23 protein-coding genes are annotated in these 21,584 nt (G+C 33.4%); 4 read left to right on the top strand and 19 right to left on the bottom strand.

Going from position 1 to position 21,584, the window contains the following annotated elements; translation table 11 throughout:
- From upp to LQ688_RS07065, 16 genes are all read right to left on the bottom strand, one after another.
- Complete coding sequence (upp, locus tag LQ688_RS07140) at positions 1-630, bottom strand: uracil phosphoribosyltransferase (RefSeq protein ID WP_016998902.1); 630 nt, start codon at positions 628-630, stop codon at positions 1-3.
- A 21-nt stretch (positions 631-651) separates the two neighbouring features.
- Positions 652-1,893 carry a serine hydroxymethyltransferase gene (locus tag LQ688_RS07135; protein WP_016998901.1) on the bottom strand — a complete coding sequence of 414 codons (1,242 nt, stop codon included), beginning with the start codon at positions 1,891-1,893 and terminating at the stop codon, positions 652-654.
- A gap of 24 nt (positions 1,894-1,917) precedes the next feature.
- A complete protein-coding gene (locus tag LQ688_RS07130) occupies positions 1,918-2,442 on the bottom strand; it encodes a TIGR01440 family protein (protein WP_016998900.1) in 525 nt (174 codons plus the stop codon).
- Complete coding sequence (gene rpiB / locus LQ688_RS07125; RefSeq protein ID WP_239752703.1) at positions 2,439-2,876, bottom strand: ribose 5-phosphate isomerase B; 438 nt, start codon at positions 2,874-2,876, stop codon at positions 2,439-2,441. Before rpiB ends, LQ688_RS07130 begins: the two co-directional genes overlap by 4 nt.
- Before the next feature lie 86 nt (positions 2,877-2,962).
- Positions 2,963-3,379, bottom strand: coding sequence for a low molecular weight protein arginine phosphatase (locus tag LQ688_RS07120; protein ID WP_016998898.1), 417 nt, complete (start codon positions 3,377-3,379; stop codon positions 2,963-2,965).
- On the bottom strand, positions 3,376-4,422 hold the full coding sequence (locus LQ688_RS07115) for an L-threonylcarbamoyladenylate synthase (RefSeq protein WP_239752702.1): 1,047 nt from the start codon (positions 4,420-4,422) through the stop codon (positions 3,376-3,378). The genes LQ688_RS07120 and LQ688_RS07115 overlap by 4 nt, the downstream gene beginning before the upstream one ends.
- Before the next feature lie 91 nt (positions 4,423-4,513).
- Complete coding sequence (gene prmC, locus LQ688_RS07110) at positions 4,514-5,368, bottom strand: peptide chain release factor N(5)-glutamine methyltransferase (RefSeq protein WP_239752701.1); 855 nt, start codon at positions 5,366-5,368, stop codon at positions 4,514-4,516.
- Positions 5,355-6,431: a peptide chain release factor 1 gene (gene prfA, locus LQ688_RS07105; RefSeq protein WP_016998895.1), complete on the bottom strand. Its 1,077-nt coding sequence runs from the start codon at positions 6,429-6,431 to the stop codon at positions 5,355-5,357. Before prfA ends, prmC begins: the two co-directional genes overlap by 14 nt.
- Positions 6,424-7,023, bottom strand: coding sequence for a thymidine kinase (locus LQ688_RS07100; protein ID WP_016998894.1), 600 nt, complete (start codon positions 7,021-7,023; stop codon positions 6,424-6,426). The genes prfA and LQ688_RS07100 overlap by 8 nt, the downstream gene beginning before the upstream one ends.
- Positions 7,024-7,140: 117 nt before the next feature.
- Positions 7,141-7,395, bottom strand: coding sequence for a type B 50S ribosomal protein L31 (locus tag LQ688_RS07095; protein ID WP_016998893.1), 255 nt, complete (start codon positions 7,393-7,395; stop codon positions 7,141-7,143).
- Between the two features lie 110 nt (positions 7,396-7,505).
- A complete protein-coding gene (gene rho, locus LQ688_RS07090; protein WP_064204158.1) occupies positions 7,506-8,822 on the bottom strand; it encodes a transcription termination factor Rho in 1,317 nt (438 codons plus the stop codon).
- A 423-nt stretch (positions 8,823-9,245) separates the two neighbouring features.
- Positions 9,246-10,673, bottom strand: coding sequence for an aldehyde dehydrogenase family protein (locus tag LQ688_RS07085; RefSeq protein WP_016998892.1), 1,428 nt, complete (start codon positions 10,671-10,673; stop codon positions 9,246-9,248).
- A 197-nt stretch (positions 10,674-10,870) separates the two neighbouring features.
- Positions 10,871-11,200: a winged helix-turn-helix transcriptional regulator gene (locus tag LQ688_RS07080; protein ID WP_016998891.1), complete on the bottom strand. Its 330-nt coding sequence runs from the start codon at positions 11,198-11,200 to the stop codon at positions 10,871-10,873.
- Between the two features lie 68 nt (positions 11,201-11,268).
- Positions 11,269-12,525 (bottom strand): UDP-N-acetylglucosamine 1-carboxyvinyltransferase, encoded by a 1,257-nt coding sequence (locus LQ688_RS07075; protein WP_016998890.1) that lies wholly within the window; start codon positions 12,523-12,525, stop codon positions 11,269-11,271.
- A 176-nt stretch (positions 12,526-12,701) separates the two neighbouring features.
- Positions 12,702-13,559, bottom strand: coding sequence for a class IIb fructose-bisphosphate aldolase FdaB (fdaB, locus tag LQ688_RS07070; RefSeq protein WP_016998889.1), 858 nt, complete (start codon positions 13,557-13,559; stop codon positions 12,702-12,704).
- Between the two features lie 85 nt (positions 13,560-13,644).
- The gene (locus tag LQ688_RS07065) at positions 13,645-13,998 is read right to left on the bottom strand and encodes a response regulator (RefSeq protein ID WP_016998888.1); all 354 of its coding nucleotides are present in this window, start codon (positions 13,996-13,998) and stop codon (positions 13,645-13,647) included.
- Between the two features lie 60 nt (positions 13,999-14,058).
- Between LQ688_RS07065 and LQ688_RS07060 the strand changes: the two genes are divergently transcribed.
- Entirely contained in the window at positions 14,059-14,586 is a 528-nt protein-coding gene (locus LQ688_RS07060; protein ID WP_016998887.1) for a DUF2529 family protein, read from the top strand.
- Positions 14,587-15,004: 418 nt separating this feature from the next.
- On the opposite strand, the gene LQ688_RS07055 is transcribed toward LQ688_RS07060, so the two are convergent.
- From LQ688_RS07055 to LQ688_RS07045, 3 genes are all read right to left on the bottom strand, one after another.
- Complete coding sequence (locus LQ688_RS07055) at positions 15,005-16,609, bottom strand: CTP synthase (protein WP_016998886.1); 1,605 nt, start codon at positions 16,607-16,609, stop codon at positions 15,005-15,007.
- Between the two features lie 143 nt (positions 16,610-16,752).
- Positions 16,753-17,280 (bottom strand): DNA-directed RNA polymerase subunit delta, encoded by a 528-nt coding sequence (gene rpoE / locus LQ688_RS07050; RefSeq protein ID WP_016998885.1) that lies wholly within the window; start codon positions 17,278-17,280, stop codon positions 16,753-16,755.
- A 104-nt stretch (positions 17,281-17,384) separates the two neighbouring features.
- Positions 17,385-18,245, bottom strand: a complete 861-nt coding sequence (locus tag LQ688_RS07045; protein ID WP_064204161.1) for a GNAT family N-acetyltransferase — start codon at positions 18,243-18,245, stop codon at positions 17,385-17,387.
- A 151-nt stretch (positions 18,246-18,396) separates the two neighbouring features.
- Here LQ688_RS07045 and LQ688_RS07040 point away from each other — a divergent pair, with 151 nt between their 5' ends.
- The 3 genes from LQ688_RS07040 to LQ688_RS07030 all read left to right on the top strand — a co-directional run bounded on the left by LQ688_RS07040 (position 18,397) and on the right by LQ688_RS07030 (position 21,574).
- On the top strand, positions 18,397-20,001 hold the full coding sequence (locus tag LQ688_RS07040; RefSeq protein WP_103268942.1) for a BCCT family transporter: 1,605 nt from the start codon (positions 18,397-18,399) through the stop codon (positions 19,999-20,001).
- A 160-nt stretch (positions 20,002-20,161) separates the two neighbouring features.
- Positions 20,162-20,785, top strand: coding sequence for a pentapeptide repeat-containing protein (locus LQ688_RS07035; RefSeq protein ID WP_016998882.1), 624 nt, complete (start codon positions 20,162-20,164; stop codon positions 20,783-20,785).
- 18 nt (positions 20,786-20,803) lie between these two features.
- A complete protein-coding gene (locus LQ688_RS07030) occupies positions 20,804-21,574 on the top strand; it encodes a TrmB family transcriptional regulator (RefSeq protein ID WP_182094050.1) in 771 nt (256 codons plus the stop codon).
- Positions 21,575-21,584: the final 10 nt, after the last annotated feature.

The raw sequence follows: 21,584 nt of genomic DNA, 5'->3' as shown, positions 1-21,584 counted from the left end.
TTATTTAGTGCCAAACAGACGGTCGCCTGCATCACCAAGTCCTGGTGTAATGTATGCATGCTCGTCTAATTTTTCATCTAAAGCGGCAATATATATATCTACATCTTCATGTGCTTCTTGTAGTGCCTTAACCCCTTCAGGTGCAGCAACTAATCCCATAAAGCGGATTTTAGTAGCGCCACGATTTTTTAATGATTGAATAGCTTCAATCGCAGATGCACCTGTAGCAAGCATAGGATCTACTACAATAATTTCACGTTCTTCAATATCTTGAGGTAACTTAACAAAATACTCTATTGCTTCAAGTGTTTCTGGGTCACGATATAAACCAACGTGGCCAACTCTCGCAGCAGGTACAAGTTTCATAATACCGTCTGTCATACCAAGACCAGCACGTAAAATAGGAATGAGCGCTAATTTCTTACCTGATAATCTTTGCGCTGTCATTTTTGTAACAGGTGTTTCAATTTCTACGTCTTTTAAATCAAAATCTCTTGTAACTTCATAAGCCATAAGCATGCCTACTTCGTCAACAAGCTCTCTAAATTCCTTTGTTCCAGTTTTTTTATCACGAATATAGCTCAATTTATGTTGAATGAGCGGGTGATTAAAAACATGTACTTTACCCATAAGGCAATCCTCCAATAACTATTATTTGTTGTAAAGTGGGAACTTAGAAGTTAATGATAATACACGTTCATGTGCTTCTTTTAATGTTGTTTCATCTTCAGGATTTTTTAGCACTGTCGCCATTATTCTACCAACTTCTTCCATTGCACTTTCATCAAATCCACGAGATGTAACAGCTGGTGTACCTAATCGAATACCACTTGTTACGAAAGGCTTTTCTTGATCAAATGGTATTGTATTTTTATTACAAGTTATGCCTACTTCATCTAAAGCATTTTCAGCAACTTTCCCTGTAATACCAAGAGAACCTTTAACATCGACACAGATTAAATGGTTATCTGTTCCACCAGATACAATACGTAAACCTTCTTCTTCTAGTGTAGCAGCTAACTTTTGAGCATTCTTAATCACTTGTTTTTGGTAATCTTTAAATTCTGGTTCTAATGCTTCACCAAATGATACAGCTTTACCTGCAATGACATGCATTAATGGACCACCTTGGATACCAGGGAAAATGATTTTATCGATTTCTTTAGCATATTCTTCTTTACAGAAAATCATGCCACCACGAGGCCCTCTAAGTGTCTTGTGCGTCGTAGTTGTAACAAAGTCAGCATATTCTACTGGGTTTTGGTGTAAACCAGCAGCAACTAAACCAGCGATATGAGCCATATCTACCATTAATTTAGCGCCTACTTCATCTGCAATTTCTTTGAAACGTTTAAAATCAATTCCTCTTGGATAAGCAGAAGCACCAGCAACTATTAATTTTGGTTGAGTTTCTTTAGCTACTCTTAAAACTTCATCATAGTCAATTTGTTCATTTTCTTTAGACACGCCATACTCTACAAAGTTATATAGTTTACCACTAAAGTTAACTTTAGCTCCGTGAGTTAAATGTCCACCATGACTTAAATTCATTCCAAGTACAGTATCACCTGGTTCTAAAGCAACAAAATACACAGCCATATTTGCTTGTGAACCAGAATGTGGTTGTACGTTAACATGGTCTCCACCGAAGATTTCTTTTGCGCGTTCTCTCGCTATATCTTCTACGATATCAACATGCTCACAACCACCATAATAACGACGACCAGGGTAACCTTCTGCGTATTTATTAGTTAATACAGAACCTTGAGCTTCCATCACCGCTTCAGAAACAAAGTTCTCAGACGCGATTAATTCTATGTTGTTATTTTGTCTGTCGAACTCTTTTTCCATTGCTTCGAAAAGTTTTTCGTCTTGCTTTTTAATAAATGACATGTACAATCCCTCGCTTTTAAGAATTTAATACTTTGCTCTTTCACCGCCAATTAATTTTGGACGGCTTGTTGCTACTGTTACTACTGCTTCACCGATTTGTCTAGTTTCAACTGATATCGGTACTGCTACATGCTTAATATGCATACCAATTAATGTTTGACCAATATCAATACCTTTATCGCATTTGATATGTTCAACTAATACAGGATCATCCATATGTTGATATGCATAGGTTGATAAGCTGCCTCCAGCATTCCGTTGTGGAACAACAGAAACCTCAGTCATTAAGTAGGGATCAAACAGTTCGCGTTCGATTGTAATAGCTCGATTTATATGTTCACAACCTTGAAATGCAAAATGAACACCTGTCTCTTTATGTATTGAATCAAGCGTTTCATACAATTCTTTCGCAATCTCTGCTGAACCATTCGAGCCTATTTTTGCCCCTCTAATCTCTGAAGTAGAACATCCTATAATACATAGTTCATTTTCAGTAAAAAATTGTTTAGACTTAAGCTCATTAAATAATTGTATTAAACTATCTTTCATGAACAATCACCTTCAATTTTATCTATGCGTTTTTGATGTCTACCGCCTTCGAACTCGCTCGTCAACCAAGTTTTGACGATGAGAAGTGCTAATCCTTCACCGATGACACGTTGGCCTAATGCTAATACATTTGAATCATTGTGTTGTCTTGTTACTTCCGCAGTAAAAACATCATGCACAAGTGCACAACGTACCCCTTTTACTTTATTAGAAGCAATCGACATACCAATGCCAGTTCCACAAATTAAAATACCTTTATCGAAATTACCATTTGCTACATTTTCTGAAACAGGTTTAGCATAATCTGGATAATCCACTGATTCATCTTTATGTGTTCCAAAATCTTTATATTCAATGTTCATTTCTTCTAATAATTTTTTAATTGCTTCTTTGTATTCAAAGCCTCCATGGTCTGCTGCAATAGCTACTTTCATCTTCCCACCTCCCAATTTGTTTATACTTTCATATTATAACGTATTTTTCATGCGTGATATAGCTATTATACAAATTATTTGTATTCTTAATTACTCTGTAATAATTCGATTATCAATTTCTTAATTTCTTCATAAGTATTTCTATACACACCTATTTGCTGTCCAATTGGATCTACTACGTCTCCAGCTTTTCCACTCGTATAATGTTTTAATGAATCAATATTTTTATGTTCATACATGGATTGCAATATCGATTTGTGATTTTCTGTCATAGTCAAAATTAAATCTGCATCTAAATCTGCATCGCTAAATTGTTGCGCTGATTCAGGAATCGGTAAATTATTTTCCAATATAATATCCATTGATTGTTGAGATATCGGTGCACCGTTAAATGCTGAAATACCTCTCGAATGTATTTCGTAATCAGGCATCAAATCTTTAGCTATAGCTTCTGCTAATGGACTTCTACAAGTATTACCTGTACATACAAATATTATTTTCACAATTCATCTTCCCCTTTAAATCTATGTCCGCTTGCTTTATCTATTCTATTCATTAATGCAACAGTTTGATCTGTTCGTTCATAACCATTTATCAATATATGTTCAATATCATTTAATTGGTCTGCGATTCTTAATGCATCGTATAAATCATGATGAGCACCTTTAATATCATTTTTATTTTTTCCTAAAGGAATAAATTTAATGTTTTCAGGAACTAAATGCTCTATGCTCCTTGGACCAATAAAAGCTAGTTTTTTACTATTTAATAAATTAAGATCGAGCGGTTTTGTTATACCACCCTCTATTAACGTTACTGGTTGAGAAGGTGCATAGTGCTGATATTTCATTCCTGGGGCAATTGGTTTATTTATATCTATTTTTTTATCTATAATACTATTCGGCAAAACCTCATTAATCATTTCAACAGTTATAGACCCTGGTCTTGCTATTTTAAAAGGAAAAGTCGTACAATCTATTACTGTACTTTCTATTCCTTCATCTATATCTTCAGCTTGTATAATTCCATAAATCCTCGTATTTAAGTCATGTTTTACATGTTCAAATTTTGTAGGCGAAGGTCTCCCACTTAAATTTGCACTTGGAGCTGCAATTGGTAAATTGACTAATTGCAAAATCTCTCTTCCAATAGCATGACTAGGCATTCTTACAGCAACTGAATTCAACCCTCCCGTTACTCTATCATCTAAATATCCTGACTTATATGGAACGATAAATGAAATTGGACCTGGCCAAAAAGCATCCATCAACAATTCTGTTTCTTCTGAGATATTTTCAGTAAAATCTTTTAATTGATTTTTATTATGAATATGAACGATAAGTGGGTTATCAGATGGACGACCCTTAGCTTTATAAATATTTTTAATTGCTTCTTCGTCTTTTGCATTTGCTCCTAATCCATATACTGTTTCCGTCGGCAAAGCTATAAGTTGATTTTGACGGTAACCATCTATAATCTGATTGATGTGTGGATAACTAGCTAAGTTATGAACAAACTTACGCACATCCCAAACATATGTTTCCAAGGCTATACTTCCCTTCCTCATCGTATTTACTGTATACAAATAAAAGTTATACACATTTTGTGGATAACTCAACCCTTTTGTGCATAACTTATTAACAACCCATCCAATTAAATTGTATCATACGATTCTTTTGATTTATATCTTTGATAATTGCCAAATTTTTAACTTTATAGTGTTCATGAATATATGATTTTAAAATTTCACCTTGTAAATGACCGATTTCAAATATGACTAGTCCATCTTTTTTCATCACTTTATCTAAATCATTTAGTATGCGTTTGTAAATAGCTAAACCATTGTTTTGTGTGAATAAAGCAAGGTGTGGTTCATATTCCAGTACGGTTTCTGACATTTCTACTTTTTCTTCGTAGCTTATATAAGGTGGGTTTGATAAAAGTACATCGACTTTAATGCCATTATTAATCAGAGGTTTCAAAGCATCGCCTTGAAGAAACTCAATTTCTGCTTGATTTAATCGAGCATTTTCTTTCGCGACTTTTAATGCATCATCGCTAATATCAGTTGCAATAACATTTAAATTAGTACGCTCCTTCTTTAAGCTAATTGCAATAGCCCCTGTGCCTGTTCCAATATCGCAAACTGTTTGTTCGTGTTGATTTATAGTATTTAATGTTCGCAAAACTAATTCCTCAGTTTCAGGTCTAGGGATTAGTACATCATTATTTACTATAAATTTTCGTCCATAGAACTCAGCAAATCCAACGATGTACTGTACGGGTTCCCCTAAATACATTCGTTCTCTATAAATCAAAAATTTCTTAAGTATATTATCTGGTACTGGCTCTTGTTGTTTTAAAAGGATTTGTGTTCTGGACAAACCAGATATGTCTTCTAATAGCCAATCAGCACGAGAAGTTTCTAACCCTCGTGCTGATAAAGCTTTATATGTTTCAGTTAATAATGTATGAAAATTATAATTCTCCATTGTTTAAATCTTCCAATTTCTCTGTTTGTTCATGCATCGTTAACGCATCTATAATTTCACCAATTTTACCGTCCATTATTTGATCTAATTTTTGAATTGTTAAACCTATGCGATGGTCAGTAACTCTGTTTTGTGGGTAATTATATGTTCTAATACGTTCAGAACGGTCACCTGTCCCAACAGCTGATTTCCTTTTTTCAGCATATTTGGCATGTTCTTCACGAACCATCATATCAAAAACTCTTGCTTTTAATACTTTTAGTGCTTTTTCACGGTTTTTAATTTGTGATTTTTCAGAAGATGTTGCAATAATACCTGTAGGTACGTGTGTAATTCGCACAGCTGAGTCAGTCGTGTTAACGTGCTGACCACCTGCACCACTTGAACGATAAGTTTCAATTTTCAAATCTTCACTACGAATATCAACTTCCACGTCTTCAGCCTCTGGTAATATAGCAACAGTCGCAGTTGAAGTATGAACTCTACCACCCGATTCAGTTTCTGGAACACGTTGCACACGGTGTGCACCATTTTCATATTTTAATTTACTAAACGCACCTGTCCCTTGAACAGAAAAACTGATTTCCTTATAACCACCATGATCGCTTGGGTTTTCTTCTACTACGTCTATTTTGTATCCTTCCATTTCAGCAAAACGAGAATACATTCTAAATAAATCTCCAGCAAATATTGCAGCTTCATCTCCACCTGCTGCACCACGTATCTCAACGATTACGTTCTTCTCATCATTTGGATCTTTCGGAATAAGTAAGAACTTCAACTCTGACTCTAATTCTGGGATGCGATCAGTTAAACTGTTAATTTCATCTTTTAACATTTCTTGATCGTCTTTGTCATCTGTTTCTTCTAGCATTACTTTCGCGTCTTCGATATCAGTTTTCACTGATTTATATGTTCGATAAACGTCTACTGTTTTTTGTAAATCAGATTGTTCTTTAGAGTATTCTCTAAGCTTATCCGTATCAGATACAACATCAGGATCACTCAATAGTTCGTTAAGTTGTTCATATCTATTTTCTACGATTTCTAATTGATCAAACATTTATATCACTCCTTGTTTCTGTTCTTATAATATGATGATCCCTACATCTCGGTTCATAACTTTCATCTGCCCCTACTAAAATAATAGGATCATTAATATGAGCGGGTTCCCCGTTAATAAGCCTTTGTGTGCGACTGGAAGGTGATCCACAAACAGCACAAACAGCCTGTAATTTAGTTACGATTTCAGCGACTGCCATCATTTCAGGCATAGGTTCAAAGGGTACACCTTTGAAATCCATATCCAGTCCTGCTACAACTACACGATAGCCTTCTTCGGCTAATTTTTGTGCAACTGCAACGATTTCATTGTCAAAAAATTGAACTTCGTCAATACCAATTATATCAATACCTTGTAAATCGTGCTTTAAAATTTCACTTGAATGTTCAATACTTATAGCATCTAATTGATTACCGTTATGAGACACGACTGCTTGTTCACTATAACGATTGTCGATAGCCGGTTTAAATACTTTAACATCTTGTTTAGCATACAAACCTCTTCTGAGCCGTCTAATTAGTTCTTCAGATTTACCACTAAACATACTTCCGCAAATACATTCTATCCAACCGGAATGGTAATTTTCGTACATATTACTTGTCCACCTTTTTCAACATAATCGCTTAATTATATCATATTATAAATTTCTGTTCTTAATTTTTACAAAAAAAAGCACCCTTTAAAAAAGGATGCTTGATGCGCTTCATGATTAGTTGTTTGATTTGAAACCAAATTTTTTGTTGAAGCGTTCCACACGACCATCCGCAGATGCGAATTTTTGACGTCCAGTATAGAATGGATGTGAATCAGAAGAGATATCTAAACGGATAACTGGGTATTCGTTGCCATCTTCCCATTCCATTGTTTCACTAGAAGTACGAGTAGAACCACTTAAAAATTTGAAGTCTGTAGTCGTATCTAAAAAGATTACTTTATGATACTCTGGATGAATTCCTTGTTTCATTTCTTTCAGCTCCTTTGCCCTGAACCATCTGGAACAGAGTTTATTTGTGACTTATTCACTCAATACTTACATATTATATATGTTGAGTAATTAAATTGCAACCTTAAATTTTATATGATGGACTTGCCAGTTTTAGCACTTTCTAACATAGATTTTCTTAAAACTTCAAAGAACTCTTCATTAGTTTTTGTGCGTTTTAATTTTCTTATAAAACGTTCTGCAAAATCATTTTGGTCCGTAAATAGGTTTCTTAACTGCCATACCATTTCTAATTCTTTTGGATCAAGTAACAATTCTTCTTTACGTGTTGAACTTCTTCTTATGTCAATTGCAGGGAATACTCGTTTCTCTGATAATTTACGATCTAAATGAAGTTCCATGTTACCTGTACCTTTAAATTCTTCATAAATCATATCATCCATGCGTGAACCAGTTTCAACAAGTGCAGTTGCTAAAATTGTTAAACTACCACCCGCTTCAATATTTCTTGCAGCGCCGAAGAAATGTTTAGGTCTGTGTAAAGATGCTGGATCTAAACCACCGGATAAAGTTCTACCACTTGGTGGAATAACTAAGTTATATGCACGTGCTAATCTCGTTAATGAATCCATTAAAATGATTACGTCTTCACCAATTTCAACAAGCCGCTTAGCGCGTTCTAATAACAACTCAGCTACTTTGACATGGTGTTCTGGTGGCTCATCAAAAGTAGAATTCACTACTTCTGCTTGTTCTACAGATCTCTCAATATCTGTAACCTCTTCAGGTCGTTCTCCAATTAATAATACAAATAATTTCGCATTAGGTTGATTTATTGCAATAGCATTAGCGATTTCTTTTAATAATGATGTTTTACCTGCTTTAGGAGGGGCAACTATCATTCCACGTTGTCCAAGACCAATTGGTGTAATTAAATCCATAATTCTTGTTGAATAATTTTTTTCTGTTGTTTCTAATTGGATACGTTCTTGTGGGTATAAAGGGGTTAACGCTTGAAAGTGTGGTCTTTTTTTAACTTCTTCTGCATTTTGATCATTCACAAAATCTACTTGTAATAGACCGTAATACTTTTCATTTTCCTTAGGTTTTCTAACTTTACCAGTTACTTTATCACCTTTTTTTATTTCAAAACGTCTTATTTGGCTAGCTGAGATGTAAATATCTTTCTCACCTTTAGAGTAGTTAACTGTTCTTAGGAAACCATATCCATCAGGTTGTATGTCATCTAAAATGCCTTCCATATAATAGTTTCCGTCTTTCTCCATTTGTGCTTCCATAATGGCTAAGACAAGTTCTTTTTTATTTAATTTACTATAGCTACTGATTTTGAGTTCTTTAGCCTTAGATGTTAATTCTTTAGTTGTATAATTCTTGTATAATTCGTGAAACGATTCATACTGAGGACTTGTTCTGACTCTTTCTGCCATGATATTGACACCCATTTCTTAAAATCTATTTATTACTTTTACCCAGATTTACAATCTGCCATTAAACTATAGCATTTTTTTACGTTTAAGACAAAATATGTTGTGAACTTTAATTAAAAAATACTTTTATATGGTAAAATATACCTAAACATCTATATTTATCTCTTTTTATAGTAAAATTATACTAAAATTTGTTACTTCAATCGTAAAAATAGCTTAAAACATCAAGGAATAATACATTATTTTTGTAATTATAACTTAATTATACAATGTGAATTTACTCAATTTTGAACGTTAGTAGTTGTTAATTTCCAAATCCTAATTACTATTTATTAAAAAACCAGCAACTTTCTATTTTGATTAAGAAAGTTGCTGGTTTTAATATTCACAGGAATAATTTATCCTGTATCATTTTTATAATACTTATTTAAAGTAGCCTGGTATTGCTTTGACTTCTAGGAATTCTTCTATACCATAGTCTCCCCATTCTCTACCAATACCTGATTGTTTATAACCACCGAATGGTAAGTCAGGTTTTCTACCTGCGTCATTTAACTCGACAGTTCCTGCTTCGATTGATCTAGCTACTTTTCTAACTTGATCTGTATCATTACCATAAACATAAGCTGCTAATCCGTATACTGTATCATTAGCAATTTCAATTGCTTCATCTAAATCTTTATAGGTAATGATTGTACCTACCGGACCGAATATTTCTTCTTGAGCAATTGTCATATCGTTTTTAACATCTGTAAACAATGTCGGTTTTATGAAATAACCTTTTTCTAGTCCTTCAGGTTTGCCTACTCCACCTGCTGCTAGTGTTGCGCCTTCATCGATACCTTTTTGAATATAACTTTGTACTGTATCAAATTGTTTTTTAGAAATAACTGGACCAATATCTTGTCCTTTTTCTCTAGGATTACCAACTTTTACATTGTTTATAGCTTTTGTTGCAGCTTCTATAAATTCATCTTTAATACTTTCAGGTATAATTGTACGAGTTGCTGCTGTACAAACTTGACCAGTATTTAAAACAAATTTAGCTACTGCTCCTTTAGCTGCTTTTTCGACATCAACATCATCTAAAATAACTAATGGTGATTTACCACCTAATTCTAATGAAACTTTCTTGAAGTCTTGTGCAGCTTTTTCCATAATTTTTCTACCAGTTGGGCCTGAACCTGTAAATGACATCATGCGAACATCTGGATGCTCACTTAATGGATTACCTACACCTTCACCATCGCCATTTACTAAGTTGAATACACCTTTTGGCACTCCAGCTTTTTCAAATATTTCAGCTAAAATGATAGCTGCAAACGGCGTTTCTTCTGATGGTTTTAACACTACAGGTGAACCTGCTGCAAAAGCACCAGCTAATTTTAATGATGTTTGGTTAGTTGGGAAGTTCCATGGTGTAACTAAACCTGCAACACCAATACCTTCTTTAACAACTAAGTCATCACCACGACGTTCTTCAAATTCTATTCTATCTATCGCTTTACTTGCTTCTCTAAAATGATTTAATCCCATTTGATAATGAACTGATTCTGATTTTTCTATCGGTGAACCAAGTTCATCTGTCATTGCATCTATTAAATCTTCTTTTCTATTTTCATACTCATCAGCAATTCTTTCTAATAATGCTTTTCTTTCTTCTACTGATGTGTTTCTAAATTTTACATATACACTTTTTGCTGCTGCTACAGCATCGTCAACATCTTCTTTGTTACCTGCAGCAATCTTACCTGCAACTTCTTCAGTTGCTGGATTGATTACGTCAAGAGTTTGACCACTATGACTATCTACCCATTCGCCATTAATATATTGCTTTACATCTTGTCTCATATATTATCTTCTCCTTTATAGTCATTACATTATTTATTATAGTATGTTATACCCACTTTTTTAAAATAATGTGTTTATAGAAATAAAAAAGAAGTAGGACAGAAATCTAATTTTCCAATCAGATTCCTGTCCTACTCCTATTTTCGTATCTTAAACTTAAATAATTTTTAGATAAGTTTATAAAACAAAACACTGTTTTATGAATGGTTTTCCTCTAGTTCTACATTGCGTTGCGCCCACTCTTCTAATGGGACAAGTGCTTGCGCTAATTCGTAACCTTTGTTAGTAAGATGATATTCAACTGATAGAGGTGTTGTTGTCACAACTTTCTTTTCTACTAATCCCCATTCACTTAATTCAGTTAGTTTGAGGGATAAAGCTCTTGGTGTAATACGTTTCAAATCTCTCTTCATATCAGAAAAATGAGCTGCTTTGTCATTACAACGAGATAAATAATTGAGTATTAAACCATTCCAACTACGCCCGATAACTTTAAAAGTTTCTTCTAAGTATGGACACATTTCCATGTTACTCACCTCTTTTACTTCATACTCCTATATTACTACATTTTATATATAAAGTATATATTTTATACTCAAACTTCTTCAGTCCAAATATCTGCCCCTAAATGTTTTAATTTGTCTACTATACCACTATAACCTCTATAAATATGGTTAACATTATATACAGTTGTAACGTCTTCAGCAATTAATCCCGCAATTAATAATGATGCACCCGCTCTCAAATCACTAGCAGCCACACTGGCACCTGTAAGCTTTGATGGATAATATATAGCTGTTCCGTTTTCTAAATTAACTTTTGCTCCCATTCGCAATAATTCATCAACATGTTTAAACCTTGCTGGGTAAATTGTTTCTACTACTTTACTTTGTCCTTTTGCTTTTAATAAAAGCGGTGTGAATGGTTGTTGTAAATCAGTAGCAAAACCTGGGTAAACTGATGTTTGAATGTCTACAGGTTTATATTCATCCCTACCTCTAATAATGATAGAGTCTTCTCCTAATTCAATCTCAGTGCCCATTTCTTTTAATTTCGCAATCAGAGGTTCTAAATGTAGAGGGATGATGTTTTCAATCAATACTTCTTCTCCCATAGCAGCTGCTGCACACATATATGTTCCAGCTTCTATTCTATCAGGAATAATTGAGTGATTAGTTCCATGTAAATTCTCGACACCTTCAATTTTTAAAGTATCAGTACCTGCGCCTCTAATTTTTGCACCCATATTGTTTAACAACGTAGCAACATCTACTATTTCAGGTTCTTTAGCAGCATTTTCTATAACTGTTTTACCTTTAGCTAAGCATGCAGCTAACATGATATTAATAGTTGCTCCAACACTTACAACGTCCATGAAAATTTTTGCTCCAGTTAATTCTTCAGCAATTAAATACATAGCACCTTGTTCATTCGTTACCTTAGCACCTAAAGCTTCAAACCCTTTAATATGTTGATCGATTGGTCTCGGACCAAGCGGACAACCTCCTGGCAAACCAATTACACACTTTTTAAAACGTCCAAGCATTGCACCCATCATATAATAAGAAGCTCTTAATGATTGAACTTTATTATTAGGTAATGGTAGATTAACCGCATCACTTGAATCAACAACGATTTGATCACCATTTAATTCAGTTTTTATATTTAAATCTCCAAGCAGGCTCATTAATGTCTTAACATCTGAGATATCTGGCAAGCCGTCTAGAGTTACAACATCATTGGCCATTAAACTAGCAGGTATTAATGCAACCGCACTATTTTTGGCACCACTAATTTGGACTTTGCCATTTAGTTTTTTTCCGCCTTTGATTTTTATTACTTCTTGAGACATATGTTTACTCCTTTACTTCATCGTCTTAGAGAATGCATACTCTCTCAACATGAATAATATGATAATTAATTCCATTATATACTATTCAATAACATAAACGCAAAAACGTAAAAAGTAAATAGTAAGAAATAAATTCATAAAAAAAAGACCTTGAAAAAGGTCTTTTTTTAAATAAATTAAGCTTGGTTTGAAGTACCAAATTCTTGGATTTTACCTTGTACTGTTGCTTTAATCGCTTCACGAGCAGGTCCTAAATATTTACGTGGATCGTAAACTTCACTGTCGTTGTTTAACACTTCGCGAACTGCTTTAGCAGAAGCTATTTGGTTCTCAGTGTTAACGTTGATTTTAGCTGTACCGTATGAGATAGCTTTTTTGATATCGTGTGTTGGGATACCAGTACCACCGTGTAATACTAATGGTAAACCAGTTGAAGCACCGATTTCTTCCATTTCTTTAAATCCTAAGTTTGGTTCACCTTTGTAAGGTCCATGAACTGAACCTAGTGCTGGAGCTAATGTGTCGATACCAGTTCTTTCAACTAGTTCTTGACATTCTTTAGGGTCAGCATAGATAACACCTTCAGCGATTACGTCGTCTTCTTGTCCACCAACTGTTCCTAATTCCGCTTCAACAGAAACACCGTTAGCGTGAGCATATTCAACAACTTTTGACGTGATTTCAATATTTTCTTCAAATGAATGATGAGAAGCATCAATCATAACTGAAGTGAATCCAGCATCGATTGCTTCTTTACATTTGTCAAAACTTGAACCATGGTCTAAATGAATAGCTACAGGTACTGTAATGCTATAATCTTCAATTAATCCTTCAACCATTTTTACGACAGTTTTGAAACCGCCCATATAACGTGCAGCTCCTTCAGAAACACCTAAAATAACTGGTGCATTTTCTTCTTGAGTAGCTTGAAGAATCGCTTGTGTGAATTCTAAGTTATTTAAGTTGTATTGACCAACTGCATAACTATTTTCTTTCGCTTTAATTAACATTTCTTTCATTGAAACTAAAGGCATTGAGTTTCCTCCTATATGTGCAAGGCACGAATATTTACAAACTAATTATACCAAATTATTTTCATATTTGCATCTTTTGAAAGCCCTATCCTAAATGTTTTCTTACAATTTTCATAACTTCTTCAATTGTAAACGGCTTCATTAATACACCAGTTATATTGTCTTTAGTGAGCGTCTCTATATCTGTAGACGTTTGGAAAGCCGAAATGATATAAACTGGAACATCTGGATTTGTTTCTCTTATTTTAAATAAAACTTTTTCCCCTGATATACCCGGCATTCTTTTATCTATAAATATAAGTTTATATTCATTTTCGAGAAATTTATTTATACCTTCTTGGCCATTTTCAGCTGTATCAACATGATATTGATTTAACTCAAAAATTTCCTTTAATAATTGTCTTATATTTTTTTCATCATCTATAATAAGTACATCCATTGAAGATACCTCGCTTTTTATATAAAATAAATTTATTATCATTTAAAGGAGAATGCAATAGTGCTTAAAATTTTTAATACACAGCTGAACGGCATTTTTAGTAAAATAGATGCACAAGAAGAAGAAATCGCAATTGCTTCACAATTACTTATGCAAGCTGCTGGTGGTGAAGGTAAAATCCATATAAAAACTTTTGATGAGGCCAATCACCTTTCATCATTTATAACAGAAAGCAAAGAAAGTTTGCCTCAATCTCAAACAATGTCTTCATTAACAGATATAGATTCCATCGATACAACGGATCGCGCTTTATTAATTGCGCCATTCTTTACTGATGAATTAAATACTTGGATAGAGAAATTAACTGATAAAGATGTTGATTTTGTTGTTATAGCGAATAAAGACAAAGAAAATAAGGCCCACGAAACTTTAATGCATTATATTGATTTATGTACACCACGACCAATCGTACCTACAGCTGATTACAGCAAAATTATAACACCACATATGATGGCAATAAATTACATACATTATATCATGTATGCTGAAATGTATGAGATTACTCAAGACTTAAATGAAGAAATATAATAAGCAAATGTTGCTAGACAAGTGCCACGTGCAACATAGAGCGTCAGAATGTTGCTAGACAAGTGCCACGTGCAACATAGAGCGTCAGAATGTTGCTAGACAAGCGTCACGTGCAACTTAGAGCGTCAGAATGTTGCTAGACAAGTGTCACGTGCAACATAGAGCGTCAGAATGTTGCTAGACAAGTGTCACGTGCAACATAGAAGACCAGAATGTTGCTAGACGAGGTCCACGTGCAACATAAATTCTCCTTATTGACAAAACTATCGAGAAAAGTCAATAAGGCCCTCGTTATTGACACGTTTGGTGAGAAAAGACAATAACTTGCCCGATACAACCTAAAACTGAGAATCCTTAAAAAAGAAGAGTCTGGGACATAAATACTTGTCCCAGACTCTCTTTAATTTAAAACCTATAATTATTGTTGATGATTAATACTTGCTTCTACAAATCCATGGAATAATTTTTGTGGACGTGTAGGACGAGATATAAATTCTGGGTGGAATTGACATGCTACAAACCATGGATGATTTTCTAATTCTACAATTTCTACTAATCTTCCATCTGGGCTTGTACCAGAGAATCTCATACCGTTTGCTTCTAATTTTTCACGGTAATCGTTATTGAACTCATAACGATGACGGTGTCTCTCTTCTACTTCTGTTTCGCCATATACTTTATGTGCAATTGTCCCTTCTTCGATTTTACATGGATAAATGCCTAATCTTAAAGTACCACCTAAATCTTCAATGTCTTTTTGTTCTGGTAATAAGTCGATGATTGGATAAGGTGTATTTGGATTTAATTCTGCTGAATGTGCATCTTGTAAACCTACTACGTTCCTTGCAAATTCAACTGTTGCTAATTGCATACCTAAACAAATACCTAAATAAGGTACATTGTTTTCACGAGCATATTGAATTGCTAAAATCTTTCCTTCAACACCTCTATCTCCAAAACCACCAGGTACTAAAATACCATCAACATCTGCTAATTCTTCTTTATAATTAGTTGAATCTAAATTTTCAGAGTTAATCCATTTAATTTCAATATCTTTTTTGAAGTCATAACCTGCATGTTTTAAAGACTCAGCTACTGATAAATAAGCGTCTTGTAAACTAACATATTTACCAACTAATCCTATTTTTACAGAACCATCTAGATTACGTACTGTTTCTAGTAATTGATTCCATTCAGTTAATTCTGCTTCTGGTGCTGCATCTAATGATAAGCGATTAATAACGATATCATCCATATGTTGTTCTTGTAATGCAAGTGGGATTTGATAAAGTGTATCTGCATCTCTACATTCTATTACTGATTGTTTCTTAATATCACAGAACAATGCAATTTTATCTCTTAAATCTTCCGTCATTTCATACTCAGTACGAACAACAATTAGATCTGGCTGTATTCCTAAGCCTCTTAGTTCTTTAACACTATGTTGAGTTGGTTTTGTCTTCATTTCACCAGCAGCTTTAATGTATGGAAGTAAAGTACAGTGAATATACATAACGTTTTCTCTTCCAAGATCACTTTTAATTTGTCTAATTGCTTCTAAGAATGGTAATGACTCTATGTCACCTGTTGTACCACCAATTTCTGTAATAACAACATCAGCATTTGTACTTTCACCCGCCATTAACAATCTTGATTTAATTTCATTTGTAATATGCGGTATAACTTGAACAGTACCACCTAAGAAATCCCCACGTCTTTCTTTTTTAAGTACGTGTGAATATACTTTCCCAGCTGTTACGTTTGAATATTTATTTAGATTAATATCTATAAATCTTTCATAATGTCCTAAGTCTAAATCTGTTTCAGCGCCATCTTCTGTTACGAAAACTTCACCATGTTGATAAGGACTCATTGTCCCTGGATCGACATTTAAATATGGATCGAATTTTTGTATCGTTACATTAAGTCCTCTATTTTTAAGTAATCTTCCTAGTGATGCTGCTGTAATACCTTTACCAAGAGACGAAACTACGCCACCTGTAACAAATATGAACTTTGTCATGTCCTTACCTCCATTTGATAATTAAAAAATAAAAAAGCTCCCACTTACATTAATTAAAATGTAAGATGGGAGCTATAGTTTATACGTTTGTCCTATTTAAAGGAGCCCAAATAAAATATTACCATCTTTTAATGAAAAGTCAATTATAATTCTTCTTCTTCCTCTTCTTCCTCGTCGTCGTCTTCTTCCTCTTCTTCGTCAACGACTAGCCCAGCTTCATCTAATTCATCTTCAACTTCTTCATCTTCTGGATCTGCAGGATCATTTAATCCTTCTTCATCATCTTGAGCGATTGTTATATCAACATCTTTAGTTTTATCTTCTTCACCTAATAATGTGATGCCTGTATCTTCTTCATCATCTTCATCTAACACGTTGAATTTTTGAATAGTTGGTGCTATCTTCTCTTCGATATCTTCAACTGAATACCAGTCACGAAGACCCCAAATGTTCTCGCCTACACTTAAAAAGCGTCCATCTGTATTTAAATCTGTATAAAATTGTAGGATACGGTTTTCAATTTCAGAATCTTTATAATTACCGATACGTTTAAACTCATCAACCATGTCATATAAATTTGTTTCTTTGCTATTCTCACTTAAGTAAATATAAGCCATTTCTATAAATGAATGTTCATCGACCATTTCTTTAGTAAAATCTTTTAATTTCATGCTTTACTCTTCCTTTCAACAATCGTACTATTGTCGCGCATTAATATTTATAATCATAACAGTTTACGATTATAATTGACAAGCTGATTTTTAGCAAATGTTTGTTAATAGTTAATATATTTCATCAACTTAATATAATCGTCAGCTTTTTGTATTTCAACAAAGTTCGCTTTGTAACATAATGCTTTTAATTTATTGTTTGAACCAAACAGAGATATGTGCAACTCTTTCTTGTCTGGGAACTTCCTTCTTACGAAAGTACTAAGTTGTCTTAATGCACTTTCAGCTATACCTTCTTTTCTTTCGCTCTCTTCAACTTCTATACTTCGAATATCAAAGTTATCACTTTTATGTTCTAAAACAATAATACCCACTTTTTTATTATCTTTCATTAAATGTATGTTTATAAATTCATTATCGTAGTCATCATCATGTAATTCTAGTTTTAACGAAGATACATACTTAGAATCTAAATCTAAATAATACAATCGTTCTTTGCCAAGTGGTCCTTCTTCTTTAGTTGCGGTATGCATGAAGCCTGCTCTTTCATACAAGTTCCATGCTGCCTCATTTTCAGCATCTACTACTAAAAATAAATGATCAAAATCAGGAAACACTAATTGTACATATTCAGGCAAATTCATCATGATTGTCGTGCCATAACCATTACCTTGATATTTTTCATTGATTGAAAGTGAACGAATATACACAACATTTTCTGGTGTTTCATAACCTTCATGCTGATAATATTTATGTAAAACGAAGAAACCAACTATTTCATTGTCTCGATTAACTACGACATTTGGTCTTCTATCAGAATCTTGTATCGCTTCATCTAGAACTTCTTTAGGTAGTGAAGAATATATTTGTTGACGCTCATTTAATTGAAATTCAGATAGTGCTGTTCTCATACTTTCTTCAAATGGTTTAATAAAAATATCACCGAACTGTTTTTCTTTAATCATTTACGATCCCCCCGTTGATTTAAATATATCATAACCAATTATAAGTTACTTCCGCAATTAAGAACCTTTTATTTATAAAATATGTATGTTATCTCTATAATTTTTAGGGTACTTGAATATAGACTGTTAAAGTTTAAAAAGGGGGAAAACAATGAGTCAGTCGAATGAACAACCAGATAATCAGAGTAACAAAACAACGTTAGTGTTCTGGGTATCCATGTCTATAATCATATTAATCACTTTATTAGCCGGAGTATTTCCTTCAGGCTTTGGAAAGTACGCCAATATTTTATATGGATGGATATCCAATAGTACGGGATGGTTATTCCTTATTATTGTATTTGTTTTAGATATATTTTTAATAGGGTTAGCTATAACTAGATTTGGACGTTTTAAGTTAGGTAGAGATGACGAAGAGCCAGAATTCTCATTCATATCCTGGGTTGGTATGCTGTTTTCTGCAGGCTTAGGTGTAGGTATCGTCTTTTGGGGCGTTGCCGAACCTATGACACATTATTTAAAATCACCTCTTCCTAATGAAGTAGACGGTAGTACATTAGAATCAGCAAGGTTAGCAATGGGATATACATTTTTCCATTGGGGTATATCTCAATGGTCAATCTTTGCTATGGCTGGGCTAATCGTAGCATTCTTCCAATTTAGAAAAAGAAGAAATGGCCTAATTTCTACTGCTATGGAACCAGTATTTGGTGAAGCTTATAAAAAGCCATATAGAAATGTCATTGATGTGTTAGCGATTGTAGCTACTGTTATGGGTATTGCTACTTCCATCGGTTTAGGTATTATGCAAATCGGTGGAGGGCTTAATCATGTATTTGATATACCCAACAATAATTGGACTAAAATTATTATTACTATCATTATGACATTAATTTTCCTAGGATCTGCCGCTTCAGGCTTGAACAAAGGCGTAAAATGGTTAAGTAATTCAAACATTTTTATATGTTTTGCATTACTAGTATTCATTCTAATTTTAGGACCAACACAATTTATATTTGAAACATTCACAGTTGCAATTGGCGATTATATCACGAATTTTGTTCAATATAGTTTAAGATTAAATCCATATGAAGGAGATAATTCTTGGATACAACAATGGACAGTGTTCTATTGGGCATGGGTGATTGCATGGTCTCCATTTATAGGTGGATTTGTAGCTCGTGTTTCACGTGGTAGAACAATACGCGAATTTGTAATCGGTGTTCTAATTATACCACCACTTATCTCAATGAGTTGGATTGCGACATTCGGTGGAACAGCAATGTATCTTGTTATCAATAAAGGTGCAAGTATAGCAGAAGATGTTAAAGGTGATTACACAGTAGCACTCTTCTCATTATTATCACACTTCCCTCTATACGAGTTCACAAGTATACTAGCGATTATTTTAATTTTCTTATTCTTAGTTACGAGCGCTGATTCAACTACATTTATTCTTTCAAGTATGTCGGACAGAGGCTCAATTACACCACCATTCAAATACAAATTAGTTTGGGGTATACTGATTGGTGCTATATCAGTCGCAATGACGTTAGCAGGTGGTTTAGAAAGCTTACAAACTGCTTCCATCGTCGCCGGTCTTCCATTCGCATTCATACTCTTTATGATGATATTCTCTATCATGAAAGCATTGCGAAGAGAGCCTACTAAGCATTTCAAAATGACTTATATCGATGACGACACAGATTTTTCTAAATCATTAGAAGAACGTGAAGACGAAGAAAATAAAAAATAAAAAATATATACACTTTCACATAGAAAATTTGAATTTCTAAGTGAAAGTGTTTTTAATTTATACTTAACTTTCTTATCATTATATTTATAGTATAATGAATAATAATTTATGTCGTTATATTATTTAGGTACAAACGCATATTATAATAAGGAGTACATTCATGAAAATTATTCAACCAAAAATAAAGAAAGAATTTGAATATGAACCTGAAGAGCACTATACACTGTTACAATCTTCTTATGATTTATATTTTAACAAAGCGCATATCGAATTCGATGAAGACACAACGCAAATGGATACACTATATTTTAACCAATGTACGTTTGAATCTATTGATTTTACAAAAATACATGGGCTTGACCTTGTGTTTCATGGCTGTGACTTATCAAATTGCCAGTTTGAAGACGCTTCATTAAATAGAATACAATTTAAAGATTGCCGTATGATTGGTGCGACATTTACTGACTTAACACTTAAACATGTCCAATTTTCAAATTGTCAGTTAAAGATGAGCCAATTTGTTAATTGCCAATTTGACCACGTTTTATTTAATGATAATCAAATGTCTGAAACTTACATATCATTCTGTAAGCAAAAAGCTCTTGAAATTAAAGATTGTAGTTTAACTTCATTAGAAGTAGTAGAAACATCTTTAAATGGCGTTGATTTATCATCAAATGAAATAGAAGAACTTGTAATACAGCCTACAGATTTAAAGGGCGCTACTGTTTCGGAATACCAAGCCTATGACATACTCCCTTTATTTGGAGTCAAGGTAACTTAAAGTTAAAGGATGATCAGCATGAATAAAATGATAGATTTATTAAAGCAATTTGGTTTAAGTGAATATGGATCAAAAGCTTATATTTATTTAGTACAAAACCCAGGTATCACTGCATACAAATTAAGCGAACTATCAAGCGTACCCAATTCAAAAATTTATGAATCATTAAATAAATTAGAAGAACAAGGACTTGTATACTATAATTTACAAAATCAAAAAAAGTTTTATTATGCTATTTCACCTAAACAAACAGTAGAATTATTTGAGAAGAAACAAAATAATGCATTGATTCAATTAGAAGAAGAAATGGATAAATTAAATATCGCAAATCAAAATGACGCAATACAAATAGAAGTTTTAACAAACGCATCAAACATATATAGTAATATTTCAGAAGCGGTTAAAACTGCAAAAAAGCAAATAACTGTTTCTATTTGGCCAGATATATATGAAGTCATAGACAAAAATGCGCATAAAGATATTCATATCCAAGGAATGACTTTTCAAGTAGATAAACCAGGACACGATTTAATCAATCACAGATATACCAATTATGTTCAAAGCTCATTGACCCTTAAACCATTTATCGTAATCATCGATAATCAATATATGATTTACGGTCAAACACCAGATGATGATATGCGTGCGTATATCAGTCGAGATAGCACGCAAATTAAAATGATGAAAGATTACATTTGGCACGACGTTCTTGTGAATTTATATATAAGCAAGTTCGAAGAAAATATAGAAGACGAAATAACCCTTAAGAGAAAAAGATTTTTCTCTTAAGGGTTATTTT

Source organism: Mammaliicoccus sp. J-M40, from assembly GCF_022386395.1.
In the GTDB taxonomy this organism is placed as follows: domain Bacteria; phylum Bacillota; class Bacilli; order Staphylococcales; family Staphylococcaceae; genus Mammaliicoccus; species Mammaliicoccus lentus.
Note: the sequence above shows the minus strand (reverse complement) of the source record. Positions and strands in the feature narration are given on the sequence as shown.